Below are 21,265 nucleotides of genomic sequence, written 5' to 3' on the forward strand. Positions count from 1 at the left end.
GGTCAGGCCAGCGGCAGCGAGGTCAGGCCGGTCGGCAGCTGGGGCAGCCCAGCCGGCGCCTGCACAGCGCCGGTCAGGCCGCCGCTGGTCAGCTGCTTGAGGCTCGGGATGGTCGAGGTGGGCACGTCGAGCGGCAGCTCACGGGGCAGGCTGATGCTCTGCATGCCGGGGGCCGACACGGGCGTGCCGGGCAGCGCGACGGAGTCGGTGACCGCGGTCACGTCCTGCAGCGGCCCGGTCGGGACACCCTGCACCGACACACCGCTGGTGTCCGGGATCAGGTGCGACGGCAGGTCGTTGTGCTCGATGCCCAGCTCGACCGGCAGCTTGCCGTCCTTCACCGGCAGCACGGTCAGCGGCGTGTCGAGGAGTTTGTCGACGGACGGCAGCTGCGGCGTCGCGGGCAGCGGCGACTGCCTGACGTTGAGGGGCAGGTCGGTCGGCGAGAGCGCGGGGGTGCCCAGGTTGGTAGGGGCGATGGCCTGGGTCGCGTCGGTCAGGCCACCGAGGTTGGCCAGTTCGGTCAGTCCGCCCAGCGGTGTCAGCTCGCCGAGCTGACCGATGGCCAGCGCGTCGGTGGCCAGCGCGTCGGTGGGCAGCCCGGTCGCCGGCAGGCCGTTGGTGGGCAGCAGGCTGCCGTTGGCCAGCATGTCGGTCGGCAGGGCGCGCTCCTCGCCGGGCAGCGCGGGAAGCGGCATGCTCGACGGCGCGATCAGGCTGTCGCCCAGGTTCTGGCCGAGTTTCTGGCCGATGTCGGTCAGCGAGGTCACCGGCAGCTGCGGCACGGTCGGAAGAGCGGGAACCGTCGTGGCGGACGCCTGGGTCAGGCCGAAGCCGAGGGCACACGCGGCGGTGGCGGTGATCAGGACGCCACGACGGATGGTCTTACGCACGAGAACTCTCCTTGTTTCCCAAAAAACGGGTGAGGTGAATGGGGGTTTGCAGGTGGCCGGGGCGGGTGCGACCCCGGCCACCCGTGGCTCAGAGGTTCGGCTGAGCTTTCAGCAGCTTGGCCACGTCCGTCAGCGGCAACGTCTGGGTGACGTCGGCCGCCGAGGCCAGTGCCTTGCCACTGGTCAGGTCCTGCACCTTCGGAGCCTTCAGGTCATTGATGCCACCGACGCCCGGAACGACGTTGACGCCAGGCAACTTCGGCTGACCAGGCAGCCCGGCGATCTCGACGTTCTGCACACTCGGCGGCGCGACCGGAAGGTCCGAACGGGACTGCTTGTTCTGCAGCAGCGGCAACGTCTGGGTGACGCCGCCCGCTGAGGCCAGTGCCTTGCCACTGGTCAGGTCCTGCACCTTCCGAGCCTTCAGGTCATTGATGCCACCGACGCCCGGAACGACGTTGACGCCAGGCAACTTCGGCTGACCAGGCAGCCCGGCGATCTCGACGTTCTGCACACTCGGCGGCGCGACCGGAAGGTCCGAACGGGACTGCTTGTTCTGCGGCAACGGCAACGACTGGGTGATGTCGCCTGCCACACCCGGCAAGCTCGGAGCCTGCACGCCGCCGAGGTTGGAACCCTCGACGTTCGGCGTGACGTTGACTCCAGGCAGTACCGGCTTGCCCGGCAACCCGGCGATGTCGATGCCGTTCACGCTTGACGGCGTGATCGGCAGGTTCGACGTCGGCAGGCCCGAGCGGGACTGCGTGTTCTGCGGCAGAGGCAACAACCCCCGCTGCGGCAACCTGGGCAGCTTGTCGGCTGCCAGGCCACTGCCACCGATGGGCAGGTCGATGATCGGCGCGGTGTCATCGACCTTGACCACGGTGTTGTTCGGGGCAACTGTGATGGCGTGTGCCAGCACAGGGACGGGGATGTCGAAGATCTGCACAACAGTGCCGACCGGGATCGCTTGCGCGACACCGGACAGCGTGCCCAACGGGCCCACTGACTCGTAGTGGCCACCTACGAGCGCGGTGGTGTCGTTCGGCCCGATGGCGGTCGAGTGCCCCGCCACCGAAACGGCGTCACCGAAGACCTGTACGACAGCAGCGACCGGCACAGCCAGTACGTCGCCCGAGATGGACCCGTACTCGCCGTTGCTCTTGCCGTCGCCACCCACGAGCATGGTGGTGTCGTTCGGTCCAATGCCGACTGCAGTGCCGGCAGCCGACACGGCGTCGCCGAAGATCTGCGCGTCGACGCCCGCGGGCACCGACAGCAGGTTGCCGGCCAGGTTTCCACCCTTGCCGGACGATGTGTTGTTCCCACCGGTGACGGCGTCGGTCTCGTTCGGGCCGACCCCGACAGCGGTGCCGCCGATGGCGACGGCGTCACCGAAGACCTGGGCGATGACGCCGACTGGCACGTCGGCCAAGTTGCCCGAGATCGAACCGCGGTCGCCGCTGGTGGTGATGTCACCGCCGTTGTCGACCGCGAGGTCGTTCACGCCCGTGCCGTTCACCAGACCGGTGGCCGCGACGGCGTCGCCGAACACCTGCACGATAGGCATCGGCTCGGCCGCGATCGCGTTGCCCGAGATCGAACCGTCGTCACCGCTGGTCAGGATGTCGCCGCCGGAGGCGACATCCGTGTTGTTGTCACCGGCGCTGTTCACGACCGACGCGGCGCCAACCGCGTTGCCGAGAACTTGCGCGGCACCACCAACGGGCACCGATGCCACGTTGCCGTTGATCGTGCCCATCTTCCCGTCGGTGGTGGCATTGCCGCCCGAGGTGGCGGCAGTGTCACCGACGGCCCACGCACTGGCTTTGCCCAGTGCGCCGACAGCGTCACCGAAGACCTGCACAGGCAGGGCCACGGGAACGGAAGCTATGTTGCCGGACCCGGCGCCGCCGGTTCCCTTGGCGGAGATCGGGCCTCCGGCCTTCGCGATGGTGTCGTGCACCGCGTTGGCCTTGGCGATTCCGGCACCGGCCACGGCGTTGCCGAAGACCTGCACCGGCGCGACCACGTCAGCGGTCACGGCGTTGGACGCCAGCACACCGGCGTCGTCGATCGTGTTGGTCGGACCACCCGCGGTGGTGACCTTGGTTTCCTTGACCGTGGCGTTGGTCAGGCCACCGAGGTTCGCGCTGTTGCCGAACACCTCGCCGGGCAGGGCGACAGTCGGGGTCACGGCGTTGCCGCCGATCGAACTGTCGTTGCCCGACGTGCCGGTGTAGCCACCGGCCTCGGTGAGCACTTCGTTGCACACGTCGGCGTTGCCCTTGCCGACCACGGCCACGGCGTTGCCGAGCACCTGGACGGGACCGGCGACGGACGGGCGCACCGCGCTACCGCCGAGCACCGAGTTGTCACCGGGGACGACCGAGTCGCCGCCCGCGGTCGAGGTCTTGTTCTCGGACGCGATGCCCTCGGCCTGGCCACCCAACGACACGGCGTTGCCGAAGGCCTCGGCGGGTTCGGCGATCGCGGCGCTGACCACGCTACCGGAGATGACGCTGTCCTTCGCGTGAGACACCGCGTCGCCACCGGCCTTGGTGGCGGTGTCGTTGCCCGACTCGGTCTTGGCGATACCGACCAGCGACACCGCGTCGCCGAACACCTCGACCGGACCGGCGACAGCCGGGTCGACGATGCTGCCGGCGACCACACCTTCCTTGCCGCTGGTCTTGCTGTTGCCACCGGCTTGGGTGTGGTCGGTGTTGTCGTGCCCGGTGATCTTCGAGATCCCGCCGAGTGTTGCCGCGTTGGCGAAGACCTGCACCGGCTCGGCGACCGACGGCGAGACGACGCTGCCGCCGAGGAACGACTGGTCGCCGTTGGTGGAGTTCGAGCCGCCTGCCTTGGTCACGGCGCCGGTGGCGCCCTCGCACAGCGCGGTTCCGCCCAGCGTCGCGGTGTTGCACGTGACGTCGGTCGGCACAGCGGGCGCGACCTGCAGCGCGGAGCCGGACACGACCGACTCCTTGCCGCTGGTGGCGATGAAGTCGGTGTTCTTCCCGCGTGGGCCGAAGTTCTGGCCCGCGCTGGTGGTGACTGTGTTGACTTCTTCGACGGTGGCCTTGCCGGCGCTGGCCGCGCCGTTGCCGTGCACACCGACGGGCAGTGCCAGCGGGACGCCGATTCCGTTGCCGGAGAACGAACCGTTGTCACCGTTGGTGGTGATGCTTCCAGGCGCGTGCGCCTGGTCGTGCATCTGCGTGTCGGCCAGGGCGTTCCCGGCCGCGCCGACTCCGTTGCCGGTCACGTTCACCGGTGTGGCGAACGGCACGTCGACGACGTTGCCGGAGATCGAGCTGCTCTTCCCGTCGGTGACGATGTCGCCGCCGGAGATCGTGGTGTTCTCGGACGTGTAGTGCGTGGTCGCCTTGCTCGCGGCCGCTACGGCGTTGCCGCTGATCCGAATGGGCAGAGCCCAGTCGAGGTTGACCACGTTGCCCGCGAGAGCGCCGTCCGAGCCATTCGTCCGTACCGGACTGAAATTGGTGTGCGTCTCGCTGGATGTCGCGTTCACGTGAGCGTCACCCCCTGCCGCGATCGCGTTGCCCGCGAGCTCGAGCGGCACGACGACGTGCGGGGTGATCTTGTTGCCCTGCAGCACGCCAGCCGACGGCTGCGTGATCCGCTGAACACCGGGCAGCTTGTTGGCGACGGATTGTGCCTTGCCGAGAACCGGCGTGGCCTTGTTGGCGACGGGCAGGCCCTTGGTGAGCGAGTCGTTGCTCACGACGACGTCGCGGTTGACGGCAGGCAGGTTTTTCTGACCCAGCGGTGTGCCGAGTGCGTTGTCGTGCAACCGCACCGGAACCGCCACCTTCGGATCGAGCGGCGACGCCGGCCGATCCGGGTTCACGTTCTCATTGGCAGAAGCGATGCCTGTACCCAGCATCAGCAAACCACCGGTGACCAGCGCGGTCTGCAGACCACGCCGCGCCCAGGTTTGCATCGAGGTGTCTCTCCTTTTTTCCTTGATCAGTGCAAGGGATTGGGGAAACGGGTGGCCGGACGGCAGAAGCGTCGGGGCATGCGACCACCCGGGTCTGAAGGGGGGTGGAAGTGCGCAGCCGACAGCGAAAAGCACACGAGGCGCTATCGAGGGCCGCGCGTGCGAGTGTCAGTCAGGGGTGACGCCGGGCTGCTCACCAGCAGCCGGGGAAACGTGCTGCGAGATCAGGCGCAGCGCCTGCGAGGTGGCGAATCCCGAAGCGGGAAAAGGCCACGCGTGTGCCAAGGCGACGCCGAAGAAGTCGTCGTTGCCGGATCCGCCGCCGCCACAGGACGTGCACGCGCCGGCAGGCGCGGGCACGGGCAGTGGCATCGGCAGCGGAAGGCGGGGGAGGGCGGGGAGTTCCGGTGCCGCGTCGCCGACCGGCGGGGCGAGCCGGGGCGACTCGGCAACGGGTGCACGACTGGTGTCGTGCGCCGCCGCTCGCTCCGGTCCGGCGGATTGGGCCGGAGCGAGCTGGGGGTTGGCGGCAATCGGAATGACGACCGACCGCGGTTCGGCGTCGGCGTCGTCGACGGTCAGCATCCTCAGCCCGGCGGGTTCCTTGACCTCACCGATCCCGGCCGGCGGCGCGGGCAGCTTCAGCTGCGACGCGACCTGCTCGACCGCGCCCTGCACCTTGTTGCCGACTTCTTCCAGTTCGGCGGGCGGGGCGGGCGGCTCCGGCAGCACGGCGTCGGCGAATGCCTTGACCTGCTGCGGGTTCTGCTGGGACAACGCGTCGACGATCGGCTTCACCACGTCCTGTTCGGACGTTTCGGCCGATGCGGTCGCCGTCGAGAGCAACCAGGCGGCAGCGGCACCACCGACGAGAACGGCAGCACGTGAGAGGACGCGCCGCAGTCGAGCGGCCCTCTCAGTCCTTGCCGTGTCCACGGTTCTATGCCTGTCTTCCGGTCTGGCGAATGGTGGTCGCAGCCCGGCGACGAAAGCATCACGACCGGGGTGCGTTCGCAAGACTGCCAAAGCCGATGGGCGTTTTGCACGCCGGACACGACCAGTCCGCCCGATCGTGTGAACATGCTCAAGTTCGCTTCAGCAGCCGCGTCGCACCGGCCGCGACCGTCGTGGCAAGCACCCAACCTGCGGCGATGAGGATTCCGGACACCCATTCGGAGTTGCCGTCCATCCGCCACATCTTGTCCTGGCCGAGATCGATGATCGGCAGCAGCAGATCCAGTGCCAGCAACGCGGGGTTCCACACCGGATTCTGGTCGTTGTCCAAATGGGACAGCCGGTGGAACGCGAACCAGACCGTGCCGAGCAACCAGAACACCGCGATCCACACCACGGCCAGCCACGGCCGGTAGCCGAAGCCGACCGTCTTGTCCTGCAGGAAACCCCAGATCCGGCCGGCCAGCTTGAGTTCCGCGTGCCGCCTGCGCTGCTTCTCCATCAGCACCTTCTCGGCGAGTTCCTCCTCGCCCGCGTCCCGGTACACGGTCACGAGGTGGTCGTACGGTCCCGGCGCGAAGTCCGGCTGGACCTGCCGCAGCCACGCCAGCCGGTCCGTCACCGTCGCGTCACCGTTGGTGCCAATGGATTCGTAGACGAAGTCGTCGACGTCCACCCCGCCCGTGGCGGCCCACAGCCCGGGGCCGTCGGACAGTTTGCGGACGTGCGCGTTGCCGAGCCGGACGGCACCCCGCGGCGGTTCGTCCTGTGCGTACTGCATCACGAGGTGGTGCGCTTTGAGCCCGTAGCCGTCGAACGCGACGCTGTCCGGCTTGCCGTCCCCCATGACCGCGTACGACAGGTGCACGGTGTGCCGGACTTCGGCGAGCCGCGCGCTGACGCCGCCTTTCGCGACAACGTTCCTGCTGCACAACAGGTTGTGGCCGATCCCGGCGAACTGCAGGTCGAGCGAGGGTTTGCGGCTGCCGTCGGCGCGCAGCCTCGGTTCGGTGAGGGTCGCTCCGGTCACGTTCAACGAGGCACCGATCCTGCTGTCCTGCAACCGGATGGAGCCAGTCGCCTCGACGCCTTCCATGAACAGCGTCTCGCCGACGCTCAACCGGTCGGCGAACAACGCGTCCCGGCCGGGGCAGTACAGGCGCGCGCCGGACAGGCTGACGCTGCCGTCCACCTTGGCGCCGGGCAGCCGGACCTGGCCGTGCGCGGTCAGCGGCTTGTCGTTCGGCGCGCCCGCCATCGCGCCCGACCGCGCGTTGAGGTCGCCGCCGAGTTCGATGCCGTCGCCGAACAACGCGACAGGGCCGCGATCACGTTCCGCACCGGACTCCGTCTGCTCGCACCCCAGGGTGGCGCCGGTGAGCCGCAGCGAGCCACCGATCCTGGCGTCGGCGAGGCGGACCGCGCCGCGAGCCGTGAAACCCCGGTCCAGCTGCACGTTGCCGTCGACCCTGATCCGGTCGGCGTCCAGCGGCGACCGGCCTGAGGCGTCCAGTTCCGCGCCGGTGAAGCGGACGTCACCGCAGATGTGCGCGCCACGCAGCAACACGCGGCCGGAGGAGCGGAACCGCCCGCCGCGCGCGTCCGCCAGCAGGTTGCCCTCGGCGGTCAGGCCGGACGCGTCCAGCGCCACGCCGTGCGGGTTGATCAGGCACGCCCCGGTGAGCTGGAGGTTCCCGCCGACCTTCGCGCCGTAGAGACGTATCTCACCGTTCACGCGCAACACCACGGCCTGCAGCGATCCGGAGATCCGCAGCCGCGCACCGAGGAACGGCCCGTGCAGCACGGCGCCGGACAGCCGCAGGGATCCGTCGATTGTCGCGTCGGTCAGGTCGAGCGCTCCGTCGCAGGTGAAGCGGGGCTCGAGGATCAGGTCGCTCTCGACGCGCAGGTTGCGGCCGATCACACCGGGCATCCGGCAAGCCTTCATGCGCAGCCCGACCAACCGGGTCATCCGCAGGTCGAGCCGGTGCTCGAAGACGCACTCCCGCAGGTCGACGACCTTGCGCACGTGCCTGCCCTGGAGGCTGAAGTACTCGGTGATCCGCGCCCCGGTCAGCCGCAGCAGGCTCGGGGTGCCGGTGCTGTCGAGCAGTTCGGCGAGCACCTGGCCGCGGATCTCCTTGCCGCCGAGGTCGATCCGTTCACCTCGGCGGAACTCGGTGGTCAACTGCTGCTCAGCCTCGGTCAGCTCGTAACGGGACACGCCGGGATTCTTTCGCGGGGACGCGTGCACAGGCTGCTCATTTCGTCCTCCCGTACCGATAACGTGACTCGCGTGACAAGCGAGCCAAGGAAGCGGCCGTTGGCCCCGCTGGAAGTGACGAATGTGGTGCCGCGCGGGTTGCGTGTGGCGGCCGCGCTGGCATGGCGCCTGGCGGTCGTCGCCCTCGCGCTGTACGGGCTGATGCTGGTCGCGGGGTACTTCGCGACCGTGCTCATCCCGATGGGGATCGCTTTGCTGCTCGCCGCGCTGATGGTGCCGGGTGTGGACAAGCTGGTCGAGTGGCGGTTGAAGAAGGGTCTGGCCGCGGCGATCGTGCTGATCGCCGGCCTCGCGGTGATCGGCGGTCTGCTGACGTTCGTCATCTCGGAGTTCTCCACCGGCCTGCCGCAGCTGCAGACCCAGGTCGCGCAGTCGCTGGAGACGATCAAGGCCTGGTTGATCGACGGCCCGCTGCACCTGCGCCAGGAACAGCTCAAGGACTTCCTCGACAACATCATCGAGACGATCAAGAAGAACCAGGCCGAGATCACCTCCGGCGCGCTGACCACCGCGGCCAGCATCGGCGAGGGGCTCGCCGGGTTCATCCTGACGCTGTTCATCCTGATCTTCTTCCTCTACGACGGCGAGGGCATCTGGAAGTTCCTGTGCCGCGGCGTCCCGGCGAACGTGCGCGAGCGGGTGGACGTGGCCGGCCGGCGCAGCTTCGCCTCGCTGGTCAGCTACGTGCGAGCGACCGCGGCGGTCGCGGTGGTCGACGCGGTCGGCATCGGCATCGGGCTGGCGATCGTGGGCGTGCCGCTCGCGGTCCCGTTGTCCGCGCTGGTGTTCCTCGGCGCGTTCATCCCGATCATCGGTGCCGTGATCGCCGGTGCGGTGGCCGTCCTGGTCGCGCTGGTGGCCAACGGTTTCGTCGCGTCGCTGATCGTGCTGGCGATCGTGATCGCGGTGATGCAGCTGGAGAGCCACATCCTGCAGCCGTGGCTGCTCGGCCGCGCGGTGCGGCTGCACCCGTTGGCCGTGGTCCTGGCGATCACGGCGGGCCTGGTCGCGGCGGGCATCCCCGGCGCGCTGCTGGCCGTTCCGCTGCTGGCCGTGCTCAACGCGGGTATCCGGTCGTTGCTCAGCGACCGCGACCGGCACGTGGACGGCGACGACGTGGACGTGCTGGACGACTCGGGTTCGAGGCCGGGAAGCCGTGCAGAAGAGTGATGCCACCACACCGCTGTGGTCGAGCGTCGCCATCCTGCGGGTGGTGACGTTCGGCTTCGCGGTCGTCGCCGTGTTCGTGCACCAGGACAGCTACCAGCGGCCGGGTCTCGCGTGGATCGTGCTCGGCGTGATCGCGGCGTGGACGTTGTTCACCGTCCCCGCGTACCTGCTGAGATTCGGCCGCCGGGTGGCGGTGGTGTGGGCGGACGTGGCGGTCACGTGTGCGCTGATGTACACCTCGGTGTGGATCTTGTCGCCGCAGCAGATGACCGAGATCTCGCCCCTGATCACCACGGTCTGGGTCAGTGAGCCGCCCATCGCGGCAGCGGTGCTCAACGGCCGCACGGCAGGTGTGCTCGCGGGCGCCGCCGTGGCCATCTCGACCGGGCTGACGCGTGGAGCGTTGACAACGGACGTGACCCGGGACGCCGTTTTACTCATGGGCAGCGGTTTCGTCGTCGGGCTCGCGTCCGTCACGGCACGGCGTGCGCAGGAGCGGATGGCGCAGGCAGCGCGTGTCGAAGCCGCGACCGCCGAACGGGAACGGCTCGCCCGCAACATCCATGACAGCGTGCTGCAAGTACTGGCGCGTGTCCGCAAGCGCGGCAACGAACTCGGTGGTGAGGCGGCCGAGCTGGCCAGGATGGCCGGTGAGCAGGAGGTCGCGCTGCGGTCGCTGGTCGCCACCACCCCGCCGGAGTCGAGCGACGACGGGCTCACCGATCTGCGCCCGCGTCTGCAGGTGATGGAGACTGGGACCGTGCAGGTGTCGGTGCCGGGCACGCTCGTCCGGTTGCCGGGGACGACGGTCACCGAACTGACTTCGCTGGTGTCCGAGGCGTTGTTGAACGTCGCCAAGCACGCGGGCGACGGCGCACGGGCGTGGGTGTTGCTGGAGGACCTCGGCGACGAGGTGGTGATCAGCGTCCGCGACGACGGCGCAGGCATTCCGGCGGGACGGCTCGACCAGGCGGCGTCCGACGGCCGGATGGGAGTGGCCCGGTCCATTCGTGGGCGTGTCGCGGACCTCGGTGGCACGATCACCTTGGAGACCGCTCCCGGCGCGGGCACCGAGTGGGAGATCCGGGTTCCTGTCGAGCCGGGTGGCAGGAAAGGACGTCACCGAGTGGGAGGTGTGTGATGACCGCGAGGACGATCTCGGTGATGGTCGTCGACGACCACCCGATGTGGCGTGACGGTGTGGCCCGTGACCTGTCCGAACGAGGTTTCGACGTTCGGGCGACGGCCGGTGACGCCGGCGCCGCGGTGCGGATCGCCCGGACGGTCACACCCGATGTCGTGCTGATGGACCTCCAGTTGGGCAGCGAGTCGGGTGTGGACGCGACCCGCGAGATCGTCCAGCACCTGCCCGCCACCCGCGTCCTGGTGCTGTCGGCCAGTGGCGCGCACAGCGACGTGCTCGAGGCCGTGAAGGCTGGGGCGTCGGGCTACCTGGTGAAATCCGCGTCGGCCGAGGAACTGGTGGACGCGGTGAGCCGCACCGCGCACGGCGACGCGGTGTTCACGGCGGGGCTGGCCGGGCTCGTGCTCGGCGAGTACCGCAGGATGGCCGCCGCGCCCGCGGAGGCGGAGGCCGCGCCGAAGCTCACCGACCGGGAGACCGAGGTGCTGCGGCTGGTGGCCAAGGGAATGACCGCTCGGCAGATCGCCGACCGGCTCGTGCTGTCGCACCGGACCGTGGAGAACCATGTCCAGTCAACGCTGCGCAAACTGCAGCTGCACAACCGGGTCGAGCTCGCGCGTTATGCGATTGAGCACGGGCTGGATGCCGAGTGACAGTAGGGTTTTCGTGTGACCGATCCCCGCGAACTCCGGGTGACCGACAGTGAACGTGAACACGTGGTCGGCTTGCTGCACAAGGCGTTGTCCCAGGCGCTGATCTCGCTCGACGAGTTCACCGCCCGCACCGGGAAGGCGCTGGCCGCGGTGACCAGATCCGAGCTGAACGGTGTCCTGATCGACATCCCGGGGCTGGTCCGCACGGACACCGTGCAGGAGCAGCGGCTCGAGCTGCACAGCGTGCTGTCGAAGGTGCGCCGCCGCGGGCAGTGGGATGTGCCGAGCGAACTGGTGGTGCGGTGCGACCAGAGCGCGTGCGACCTGGACTTCACCGTGGCGCGGATCCCCTACGAGGTGGTCCGGGTCGAGTTCGACGTGCGGGCCGCGCACGTGCGGGTGATGCTGCCGTTCGAATCGACCTTGGACGCGACCATGCTGCAGGTGCTCAACTGCCGCTACATCAACAAGGTGCGGCCGGGGCAGGTGCCGGGGCCGCGGTTCGACCTCAGCGGCAAGGTGCGCGGTGGCACCCTGACCATCACCCGGCCCGCGGCGCTGCGGCTCGGCTCGGTGCAGGTCCGGTTCCCGTTGAAGATCGACCGGATCGGCTAGCAGACCGCTAGGACAGCATCGCGTGCACGGTCGCGCGGGCGTCGGACGCCTTGTGCGACACGAGCGCGGCCCTCGCGACCTGGCGGTACGTGTCCTCGGTGTGTTTGGCGAGCGCGGCTCCGACTTTGCGGATCGCGCCCGCGTTCATGGAAAGACTGGTGATCCCGAGGCCGACGAGGACGCCGGCGAGGTTCGGGTCGGCCGCTGCCTCGCCGCACACGCCCACCGGTTTGCCCGCCGCGAGTCCTGCCTTGCCGATCATCCCGATCAGCCGCAGCAACGCGGGCTGCCACGGGTCGTTGAGCGCCGCGACCGCGCCGAGCTGGCGGTCCGCCGCGAGGGTGTACTGCGCGAGATCGTTCGTGCCGATGCTGACGAACTCCACGGCGCCGAAGATCTCGTCCGCGACCAGTGCCGCCGCCGGGACCTCGATCATCACGCCGGCCCGCTCGACACCGGCGGCGTGTGCGCGGTCGGCGAACCACGTTGCTTCTTCCACTGTCGCCACCATCGGTGCCATCACCGAAACTTCGGCGCCGGTCTCCGCCGCCGCGCCGACGATCGCGGCGAGCTGCCGGTCCAGGACGTCGACCCGCTCGCGTGAGACGCGGATGCCGCGCACACCCAGTGCCGGGTTGGGCTCCGGGTCCGGTGCGAGGAACGCCAACGGCTTGTCCGCTCCCGCGTCGAGCGTGCGGACGATGATCGGTTTCCCGTGAAACGGTGCCAGCACAGCGGCGTACGCGGCCTGCTGGTCCGCCACGCTCGGCTCGTCGGTCGCGTCGAGGTAGGAGAACTCGGTGCGGAACAAGCCGACGCCCTCCGCACCCGCTTCGACCGCGGCTCTCGCGTCCTTGGCGGATCCGACGTTCGCCAGCACCTTGACCCGCAGGCCGTCGGAGGTCGCGCCCGTGCCGTTCCAGTCCTCGGTCACGACGGCTTCCGCGGCGAACGGCGTGATCGGTTCGGCCGGCACCTCGATCGCACCGGTCGAGCCGTCGACGACCAACTGCGCGGGCCTCGCCGCGAGCACACCGCGAACCGCGACGACCGCCGGGATGCCCAGCGCCCGCGCCAGGATCGCGGTGTGGCTGGTCGGCCCGCCCTCCTCGGTGACCAGGGCGAGCACCTTCGCCGGGTCGAGCCCGGCCGTGTCGGCGGGCGCGAGGTCTTGCGCGACAAGCACACTCGGCTCACTCAGGTCGGGAACGCCCGGCGCCGAGACGCCCAGCAGATCGGCGACCACGCGATCGCGCACGTCCTCGATGTCGCGGACGCGCTCCGCCATGTACCCGCCCGCCGCACGCAACGCGTCGGCGAACCCGGCGGCGGCCTCGTAGACCGCACGCGCCGCAGGCAACTGCTTGGTGGTGACGAGTTGCTCGGCCTGGGTGACCAGGGTGGGGTCCGCGGCCATCATCGCCGTGGTCTCCAGCAGCTGTTTCGCCTCACCGCTCGCCGCTTGCGCACGCGCGTTCAGACCCGCCGCGACACGGTTCGCGGCCGGGGCGACCAGACCCGCTTCCGCCGCGGGGTCCGTCGGCGGCGGCCCTGCGGGCGGTTCACCCGCGGGCTGCGCAACGATGACCACCGGGCCTGCGGCCCGACCAGGACTTACGCCGACGCCACTGAGCATGGTCCGGACATTACCCGGCGATTTCGCCCGCCGTCGGATAGGAAGGCTGCGCTCCCTTACGAGTGACTGAGATGGCCGCCACCTTGACAGCGAGTTGTGCCGCGGTGACCAGATCGGAACCTTCGGCCAGCCGCGCGGCGAGCGCGCCGGTGAACGCGTCGCCCGCCCCGGTCGTGTCCACCGCTTCCACCTGCGGCGATTCGACCCGCTGGGTGCCGTTCGCGTCGATCACCAGTGCGCCACGGGCTCCCAGCGTGACCACGGCCGAGCGCGGCCCGAGGTCGAGCAGGCCCCGCGGATCCACGTCCGCACCGCCGAGCAACTGCGCTGCCTCGTGTTCGTTGACCACAACCGGGTCCAGCGCCGCAAGCGTTCCCGCCGACAACTCGGCCATTGGCGAAATGTTGACAACTGGGCGGATTCCGCGCTCCGCCGCAACCGAAACAGCGTGTTCCACTGTCGACACAGGCACTTCGAGCGACGCGACGAGCACACGCGCGTCGGCCAGGTCCACGTCGTCCTCAGTGAGCGCACTGTTGGCACCGGGCGAGACGAGGATGGAGTTCTCACCGTCCGGCGTGACGAATATGTATGCGACGCCGGTTGGCCGCTGACTGCGCCGAACGAGCGAAGTGTCCACACCGGCCGCGCGCAACGAGTCCAGCAACAACTCGCCGTTGGCGTCCTCGCCGACCGCACCGAGCAGAGCGACCCTGGCACCGAGCTTGGCGGCCGCGACCGCGGTGTTGGCCCCTTTGCCGCCCGGCAGCACCGAAGTGTCCGAACCGAGCACGGTCTCACCTGGCCCCGGCCGCCTTTGCACAGCGACTACCAGGTCGGCATTGGCCGAGCCAACCACGATAAGATCAAGTCCGAGATCAACTCCCACGGCGTCACCTAACCATGCATCGGCGTGCCGGTCATGCGCATCTGTTAACGATTGCGGGTCCCAGTGGATGGTTGATGCCACAATGTGAGTGACAGTCGTGTATACCCGTCGGTGACGGGAAAGACCCTCGCCGCGACCATCATCGCGGTGCTGGGGTTCAGTTCCGCCGAAAGGCGAAACTGGACTTCTGTGGTTGTCGGTGTCGATCGTGTAGCCCCCCGAGCGATCGGCACCGACAACAAACCCGTCGAACACTGGTCGATCGTGCAGCCCCGCGGCGCCAACCAGGGCGAATCGACACCGACAACAAACCCATCGAACACCGAGCGATCGCGCAGCCCCACCGCGCCAACCAGGGCGAATCGACACCCACAACAAACCCATCGAACACCGAGCGATCGTGCAGCCCCGCGGCGCCAACCAGGGCGAATCGACACCGACAACAAACCCATCGAACACTGGTCGATCGTGCAGCCCCGCGGCGCCAACCAGGGCGAATCGACACCGACAACAAACCCATCGAACACTGGTCGATCGTGCAGCCCCGCGGCGCCAACCAGGGCGAATCGGCACCGACAACAAACCCATCGAACACTGGTCGATCGTGTAGCCCCGCGGCGCCAACCAGGGCGAATCGGCACCGACAACAAACCCATCGAACACCGAGCGATCGTGTAGCCCCGCGGCGCCAACCAGGGCGAATCGGCACCCACAACAAACCCATCGAACACCGAGCGATCGCGTAGCCCCGCGGCGCCAACCAGGGCGAATCGGCACCCACAACAAACCCATCGAACACCGAGCGATCGCGTAGCCCCGCGGCGCCAACCAGGGCGATCGACACCGAACAACAAAACACTCACCGACGTTGAGCTTCTTCGTGCAATTTCACTCCGCAGGTGACTAAACCTTCTGCAGCTGGCGGGCGTCCGGGTCGCTGACCTCGCCCAAGTGAGCGCGCTGCTGGAGCTTGCGCAGGAACTTCGGGGCCCACCAAATCGTGTCACCCAGTAGTCGCATGATCGCGGGGACGAGGGTCATTCGCACGAAGGTCGCGTCCAGAATGAGAGCGACGATCATTCCCACGCCGACGAACCGCATCATCGAAAGCTCGGACAACGCGAACGCGCCCGTCACCACGATCAGCAGGAGGGCGGCCGCGCTGATCATCCGGCCTGTTCGGACGAGGCCGGTCTGGATGGCGTCCGGTGTGCTCATCCCGGAATGCCGCGCCTCGACCATCCTCGACAGCAGGAATGTCTCGTAGTCGGTGGACAGTCCGAACACGACCGCGCCGATCAGGACGAACATCCCGGCCTGCAACGGTTGCGGGGTTATCCCGAGCAGGTCGGCGCCGTGGCCGGACTGGAACACGAAGACCAGCACGCCGTAGGTCGCCGACAGGCTCAGCGCGCTCATCAGCACGGCCTTGATCGGCAGCAGGACCGAGCCGAACGCGAGGAACATCAGGACCAGCGTCGCACCGGCCAGTATCCCGACCATCAGCGGCGCGTTGTCCACAATGGACTTGTTGGCGTCGGTGACTTCGGCGGTCAGCCCACCGACCAGCACATGCGAACCGCCCGGCTGCGGCAACGCGCGCAGGCCGTCGACCGCCTGACGTGCGGCGTCACCGACAGCTTCGCCGTCGAGCTGGGCACGGATCAGCACCACGCCGTCCTGACCTGCCACGACAGCCGCCTGCCGCACGCCGGGGACTTCGTTCACCTGCGAGACGAACTGCTCCACGTCGGCGTTGCCACGCACGACGATCTCAGCGGTGTTGTTGCCCGCGGCGGGGAAGTTCCGGTTGATGGTCTCGACGGCTTGCCGGGTGGGGTCGTCGGCCGGCAGCTGCTTCTCGGTCACCGCGCCGAAGCTGACTCCGGAGAACGGCAGAGCCAGCACGACCAGCACGGCCAGGATGGGCAGCGCGAACAAGACCGGCTTGCGCATCACGGCACGCCCGAGGCGGGCGAGCCCGCGAGGGTCGCGGACTTGCTTGTCACGCCGCCACGGCAGCGACAGCTTGTCCACGCGCGGGCCGAGGATGCTGAGAAGCGCGGGGAGCAGAGTCAACGAGATCAGTGCCGCGATCGCGACCGCCGACATTCCGCCGTAGGCCATCGACCTGAGGAAATCGAGCGGGAAGACCAGCAGTCCGGCCAGTGCGATCACCAGCAGCGTTGCCGAGAACGCGATTGTGCGGCCCGCTGTGGCCACCATGCGGCGCACGGCTTCGCTGGTGCCGCGGCCGTCGGCAAGTTCTTCACGGAATCGGCCGACCGCGAACAAGCCGTAGTCGATGGCCAGGCCGAGGCCGAGCAGAGTCGCCACGTTGATGGCGAAGTTGTTCACGTCCACCGCGTACGACAACGCGTTCAGCACCCCGAGCGAGCCGAGGATCGCCAATCCGCCGACCAGTACCGGCAGCAATGCGGCCACGACGCTGCCGAAGATCAGCAACAACAGCACGAGCACGACCGGCAGGGAGATCGCCTCGGCCGTGGTCAGGTCGGACTTGGAGCGTTCGCTGATGGTGTGTTCCATCGCGGTGGTGCCCGCTACTCGGTCGCGCAGGCCGTCGACCGCGAAGCCGTCTTTGATCCGCTCGTAATTGGCGAGTCGCGCGTTCTCGTCGTTGCCCGTGAGGGTGATGGTCACAAGGCCGTATCGTTTTCCGGCGTCGGCAAGCGCGGGATTCTTCGTTTCCCAGTAGGAGACGCGCTGTTTGACGGCATCGGCGGGCAACGCGTTCAGCTTGCCGACCACGCGGGCGGCCACGGTCGGGTCGTCGACCGACTTGCCGTCGCCGGCGTCGTAGATCACCACGACATCGCTTTCCCGCTGGCCGAGGGTCTGCTCAGCGATCCGGCGCGCCTCGGCGGACTGGCTGGATTCGTCGTAGTAGCCGCCTTGTTTCATCCGGTCGAAAACACCGAGACCCCACAACCCACCGATCACCGCGAGGGCGACCACGGCGACGAGCACAGTCCAGCGGCGGCGGTGTGCGACCATTCCCCACCTGTTGAACACTTCTGCGCCCTCCCGTTTCGGTGGTGCACGACGGCCGCCGTGACTACCGTCTGCGTGAACGGGCCGAGCAACTCGGTAAACATCGTTCACTGACTCTGAGGCCCAGCGTACGGACGGTTAACGGTGTTTACAAGACGATGGAGTCAAGCATGAGCGAGCCCACACGGCGCGAGCGTGCCCGTGCGGCGACAGACCGCGAGATCCGCCAGCAGGCCCGCACCCTGCTGATCAACGAGGGTCCCGAGGCGGTCACCCTGCGCGCGATCGCCCGGCAGCTCGGGATCACCGCACCGGCCCTGTACCGCTACTACTCCTCACGCGAGGACCTGGTCCACCACGTCCGGATGGACATCTGCGCCGACCTGGCCGACGACCTCACCGCGGACCTCGCCGGGATCCCCGAGAGCGACACCGTGCAGCAGGTGCTGACCATCTGCCGCGGCTTCCGCCGCTGGGCACTGGCACACCCGCGTGAGTTCTCGATGGTCTTCGCCACGCCGCGGGGCGGGCCCGACGACCTGTCCGCCGATCCGTTCGGCCGGATCTTCCTGTCGGTCGCGGGTCAGGTGCTCATCGCCAAGCAGATCAGCCCGCCGCCGGACGACACCGTGCCGCCTGCCATGCGGCCCGACCTCGAGGCGTTCCGGGCCGACCTGCTGTCGACCATCGCGCAGACCGGCGTCGACGTGCCCGGCGACATCCTGAGCATCGGGACGACGTACATGATCCTGCAGTTCTGGGTGCGGCTGTACGGCCAGGTCGCGCTGGAGGTGTTCGGCCACTTCCCGATGCTGATCAGCAACACCGAGAACTTCTTCGAGGTCATGCTGGCCGACCTGGTCGCCGACGCGGGGCTGAACGTCGACTGAAGAATGGCGGCATGTCCCACGCAGAACGCCGCCGCCGGATCACCGAGGACGCCCCACTGGCCGATCCGGCCGAGGTCTGGACCGAGGACCCGGACCTGGCGCTCGACATGGCCGAGGTGGTCAACCACCTGCCGACGCTGCACCGCGGGCTCACCTCCGGTGTCGTCGACCTGCAGAAACGGGTGGCCGCGTCGTCGAGCCTGCCGCGGCTGGATCCCGGGCTCGTCGCCGGGGCCGTGCCGGATCTGCCGATGGACGTGCGGCGTGTGCTGTTCCGCCGGATCCGGTCCAAGCGGATGACGGCGTTGGCCGACGCACTGCTGCCGTCGGTCCACGAACACTGGGGCGCCGGGGAGAGCGCACGGTTGCTGCCGGTCTGCAGCCGTGTGGTTGTGCGGGAGTGGCTGCCGCGGCTGGACCACGCCGTGTCGATGGGTGCGATCGCCAAGCACCACCCGGAGTTCATGCTGGCCAAGGCGTTCGAGGAGTTGCCGGGTGCCGACCGCGCCGACTGGTGGTCGCGCCACCTCTGGGCTGTGGACGAGCTCATCCCGCACCACCCAGCCGAGGTGCTCGATCTGATCGAACGGTTCGGCCCGGCCACCTACACGCCGTTCTCCCAGGCCAAGTCCGTCTACCTGGCGAAAGTCGACGCCGGCCGGTTCATCCGGACCCTGGAGGACCGGACCTACCGGCTGAGCCGGCCCGCGTACCGCGTGTTGATCGAGGCCAACCCGCCTGAGCTGGTGTGGCTCGGCCGTCAGGACCCGTTGGCCGTGTTGCGCGTCCTGCCGCCGTCCCGGCGGGAAGCGTTCTGGGACGCCGTCAACGCGGACAAGGACATGAGCCACGCGGACCTCGACGACTCGACACTGCGCGCGTTGCCTCTCAGGCGCCGAGGTGACGAAGCACGGCGCATGCGTGCGATCGCGTTGACCAAGGGCGAGGAGCAGAAGGCCCGGAATCTCGCGCAGTTCCTGCCGTACGACGAAGCAGCCGAGATCCTGACCGAGCTGACGCGCGCGGGCGAGGCGATCGACCGGCAGTTGGGCTACGAGTTGCTGATCGCGTGCGCCGCCAAGGACTTCCGGCTGGAGGAGCTCCTGCCGTGGCTGGCCGACCGGCTCAAACGGGACCAGGATCCCGTGCGGCTCGCCGCTTTCCGCGCGTTGCTCGCCGCGAGTCCACGGGCGTTCGGCGAGGCGCGGGAACTGCCCCGGCTCGCCGCGGACGCGTTCGACGCACGTGACCTGTCATCGGATTCGACCGGCGTGTTGCTGCGGCTGTGCGTCAAGCTGCTGGCGCACAACGATTCGCCGGTCGCGCTCGGCGTCGTCGAAGCGATGGTCAAGCGGGACAGCTCGATCGGGTTCGGGCGACTGGACCAGCTGCTGCGACGCGGCCAGGAGCACGAGATCTACCGGGTGCTCAAGCCGGTCATCGACGAAAACGCCGGGTGGACCATCTACACCCCGGCGCTCAACCTCGTCGCGGCATTGGGCCGCCGCGCATGGGACATGCCCGATCTGCTGGAACCGCTGTGGGCGGCGATCGAGAACGACATCGACCACTACGCCAGGATCGCGATCGAGCACCTGCTCGCCGACCCCCGCACCCGCGGCGAACGAACCGGCCGGATCCTCGGCATCGACCCGAGTGCGGTCTTCCTGCCGAAGGTGCTGTCCGTCGTCGAGTCGACCAGGACCGACCTGCTGGACGTGGTGTTCGGCGACGAACCACCGCAGGGCAGGTTCGCGCCGGGCGAGGTCCGGCGGATCCCGTTGGGCATGCGGCGAACCCACCGCTGGCTACCCGGGCAACGGGACCGGTACGCCGAACTGCTGCAAGCAGTGGCCGACTCGGATCACTCCCGCGAGTTCCGGGCAGCGGCGGTCCGGACGCTGGGAACAGTGCGCGGCCACAACGCCGTGCGCTACCTGTCAGCGGAGGACGAACTCGTCGCACAGGCGGCGATCGCGGTCCTGCCGTCCCACCCGGACCCGATGGAAGCGTTGCGGCACTTGATGGACCGGGCCCTCTCCGGCAACCGCGGCCAGGCGGAGCTGACGGCGACGCACACGATCCGGCGGTGCGCCCGCAGGATCCCGCCGAGCGCGCTCGGCGAACTGCTGGTCATCGAAGGCGGACCGGTCACGGTCCGCAAGGAGCTCGTCCGGCTGGTCAGCGACTTCCGCCTGCCCGACGCGGTCGGCCTGCTGCACCGCGCGTGGCACATGGACAACCAGCACCGCGATGTCCGTGCCGCGATCGCGTTCCAGGCGTTGTCCTGGTTGGACGATCCAAGGGCGTGGGAGCTGTTGCGTGCGGCCGTGACCGGGCCGCGGGAAGTCGCCACGCAGACGCTGCGAGTGCAGCCGTACATGGTTCCCGTGCGGCACAGGACAGCAATCGCCGGGCTGATCCGCCAGGTCACGGCCGGCGATGACGACCGGTTGCGCGGTGAGGCGCTGCAACAGCTGGGCAACTGGGTGGAGTGGTATCCCGACGCGCTCGCGGTGCTGGGCAGCGCGATCACTGACCTGGGTGAACGCGCGGCCTGGCGCAACGCGGTCAACGGCCTGGTCCGCAACGTCGTGAAACCCGCTGCCGGGGACGCTGTCCTCGGCATCCTGCGCACCTTGGCCGGACACATCGGGCCCGACGCCGAGCCGGACCGCGACCGGCCCGCGTTGCAACGGATGCGAGCGGTCTTCGACGCGCTCGACAGCATGCCGTTCTGGAAGCGGATCATTCCCGCCTTCGCCGACACCCTGGTCGAAGCGCTGTCCGGCGTCGAGGAAGTCCGGCGTGAGCTCGTGCGACTGAAGTTCGCCACCATCCGGTTCCAGTCGGCGAACCCGGACGACCCGGTCGCGGACTTCAAAGCGATCGACGAACTCGTGGCCGACCGGCCGGTTCTCGCGAGCAACGCCTGGCGCCGCCCAAGGCCGCCGCACCACTGGGACATCGACGCGATGCTCACCGCCGCGCGCAGCGTCCGAAGCGGTCACCTCGCGTTGCGGATCCTGGCGATCGGCGGGCCGCATTTCGGCTGGCCCGAGAGCTGGCGCAGCCTGCTGCGAGAGCTGCGCCGACATCCGGACGCCGAGGTGCGGGACGCCGCCAGGCACATCCTGACGGCGTCCGAATAG

13 protein-coding genes are annotated in these 21,265 nt (G+C 68.9%); 6 read left to right on the forward strand and 7 right to left on the reverse strand.

Features of this window, described 5'->3' with window-relative positions:
- Positions 1–2: 2 nt before the first annotated feature.
- The 4 genes from AOZ06_RS52745 to AOZ06_RS52760 all read right to left on the reverse strand — a co-directional run bounded on the left by AOZ06_RS52745 (position 3) and on the right by AOZ06_RS52760 (position 8,041).
- Positions 3–893 (reverse strand): hypothetical protein, encoded by an 891-nt coding sequence (locus AOZ06_RS52745; RefSeq protein WP_054296268.1) that lies wholly within the window; start codon positions 891–893, stop codon positions 3–5.
- Positions 894–981: 88 nt separating this feature from the next.
- A complete protein-coding gene (locus tag AOZ06_RS52750; RefSeq protein ID WP_054296269.1) occupies positions 982–4,863 on the reverse strand; it encodes a beta strand repeat-containing protein in 3,882 nt (1,293 codons plus the stop codon).
- A gap of 168 nt (positions 4,864–5,031) precedes the next feature.
- Complete coding sequence (locus AOZ06_RS52755; protein WP_157233721.1) at positions 5,032–5,664, reverse strand: hypothetical protein; 633 nt, start codon at positions 5,662–5,664, stop codon at positions 5,032–5,034.
- Positions 5,665–5,947: 283 nt separating this feature from the next.
- A complete protein-coding gene (locus AOZ06_RS52760) occupies positions 5,948–8,041 on the reverse strand; it encodes a translocation/assembly module TamB domain-containing protein (protein ID WP_236952018.1) in 2,094 nt (697 codons plus the stop codon).
- A 72-nt stretch (positions 8,042–8,113) separates the two neighbouring features.
- Between AOZ06_RS52760 and AOZ06_RS52765 the strand changes: the two genes are divergently transcribed.
- From AOZ06_RS52765 to AOZ06_RS52780, 4 genes are read left to right on the forward strand one after another with little or no spacing between them, the layout of a single operon-like run.
- Positions 8,114–9,271, forward strand: coding sequence for an AI-2E family transporter (locus tag AOZ06_RS52765; RefSeq protein WP_054296271.1), 1,158 nt, complete (start codon positions 8,114–8,116; stop codon positions 9,269–9,271).
- On the forward strand, positions 9,258–10,412 hold the full coding sequence (macS, locus tag AOZ06_RS52770) for a MacS family sensor histidine kinase (protein WP_054296272.1): 1,155 nt from the start codon (positions 9,258–9,260) through the stop codon (positions 10,410–10,412). Before AOZ06_RS52765 ends, macS begins: the two co-directional genes overlap by 14 nt.
- Positions 10,412–11,068 (forward strand): response regulator, encoded by a 657-nt coding sequence (locus AOZ06_RS52775; RefSeq protein WP_054296273.1) that lies wholly within the window; start codon positions 10,412–10,414, stop codon positions 11,066–11,068. The genes macS and AOZ06_RS52775 overlap by 1 nt, the downstream gene beginning before the upstream one ends.
- 15 nt (positions 11,069–11,083) lie before the next feature.
- The gene (locus AOZ06_RS52780) at positions 11,084–11,683 is read left to right on the forward strand and encodes a DUF1707 SHOCT-like domain-containing protein (RefSeq protein WP_054296274.1); all 600 of its coding nucleotides are present in this window, start codon (positions 11,084–11,086) and stop codon (positions 11,681–11,683) included.
- Positions 11,684–11,690: 7 nt separating this feature from the next.
- On the opposite strand, the gene ptsP is transcribed toward AOZ06_RS52780, so the two are convergent.
- The 3 genes from ptsP to AOZ06_RS52795 all read right to left on the reverse strand — a co-directional run bounded on the left by ptsP (position 11,691) and on the right by AOZ06_RS52795 (position 17,226).
- Complete coding sequence (ptsP, locus tag AOZ06_RS52785; protein WP_054296275.1) at positions 11,691–13,319, reverse strand: phosphoenolpyruvate--protein phosphotransferase; 1,629 nt, start codon at positions 13,317–13,319, stop codon at positions 11,691–11,693.
- A gap of 10 nt (positions 13,320–13,329) precedes the next feature.
- Positions 13,330–14,208 (reverse strand): ribokinase, encoded by an 879-nt coding sequence (locus AOZ06_RS52790; RefSeq protein WP_054296276.1) that lies wholly within the window; start codon positions 14,206–14,208, stop codon positions 13,330–13,332.
- A 903-nt stretch (positions 14,209–15,111) separates the two neighbouring features.
- The gene (locus AOZ06_RS52795) at positions 15,112–17,226 is read right to left on the reverse strand and encodes an MMPL family transporter (protein WP_063810272.1); all 2,115 of its coding nucleotides are present in this window, start codon (positions 17,224–17,226) and stop codon (positions 15,112–15,114) included.
- A 167-nt stretch (positions 17,227–17,393) separates the two neighbouring features.
- Here AOZ06_RS52795 and AOZ06_RS52800 point away from each other — a divergent pair, with 167 nt between their 5' ends.
- Together AOZ06_RS52800 and AOZ06_RS52805 are read left to right on the forward strand one after the other, a co-directional pair.
- The gene (locus AOZ06_RS52800; RefSeq protein ID WP_054296278.1) at positions 17,394–18,113 is read left to right on the forward strand and encodes a TetR/AcrR family transcriptional regulator; all 720 of its coding nucleotides are present in this window, start codon (positions 17,394–17,396) and stop codon (positions 18,111–18,113) included.
- Positions 18,114–18,124: 11 nt separating this feature from the next.
- Complete coding sequence (locus tag AOZ06_RS52805; protein ID WP_054296279.1) at positions 18,125–21,265, forward strand: HEAT repeat domain-containing protein; 3,141 nt, start codon at positions 18,125–18,127, stop codon at positions 21,263–21,265.

The organism is Kibdelosporangium phytohabitans (genome assembly GCF_001302585.1).
GTDB classification, from domain to species: Bacteria; Actinomycetota; Actinomycetes; order Mycobacteriales; family Pseudonocardiaceae; genus Kibdelosporangium; species Kibdelosporangium phytohabitans.

Coding starts and splice junctions, on each gene's coding strand:
- AOZ06_RS52750 (WP_054296269.1), bottom strand. CDS start 4,863: ATGCAAACCTGGGCGCGGCGTGGTCTGCAGACCGCGCTGGTCACCGGT.
- AOZ06_RS52775 (WP_054296273.1), top strand. CDS start 10,412: ATGACCGCGAGGACGATCTCGGTGATGGTCGTCGACGACCACCCGATG.
- ptsP (WP_054296275.1), bottom strand. CDS start 13,319: ATGCTCAGTGGCGTCGGCGTAAGTCCTGGTCGGGCCGCAGGCCCGGTG.
- AOZ06_RS52795 (WP_063810272.1), bottom strand. CDS start 17,226: ATGGTCGCACACCGCCGCCGCTGGACTGTGCTCGTCGCCGTGGTCGCC.
- AOZ06_RS52800 (WP_054296278.1), top strand. CDS start 17,394: ATGAGCGAGCCCACACGGCGCGAGCGTGCCCGTGCGGCGACAGACCGC.
- AOZ06_RS52805 (WP_054296279.1), top strand. CDS start 18,125: ATGTCCCACGCAGAACGCCGCCGCCGGATCACCGAGGACGCCCCACTG.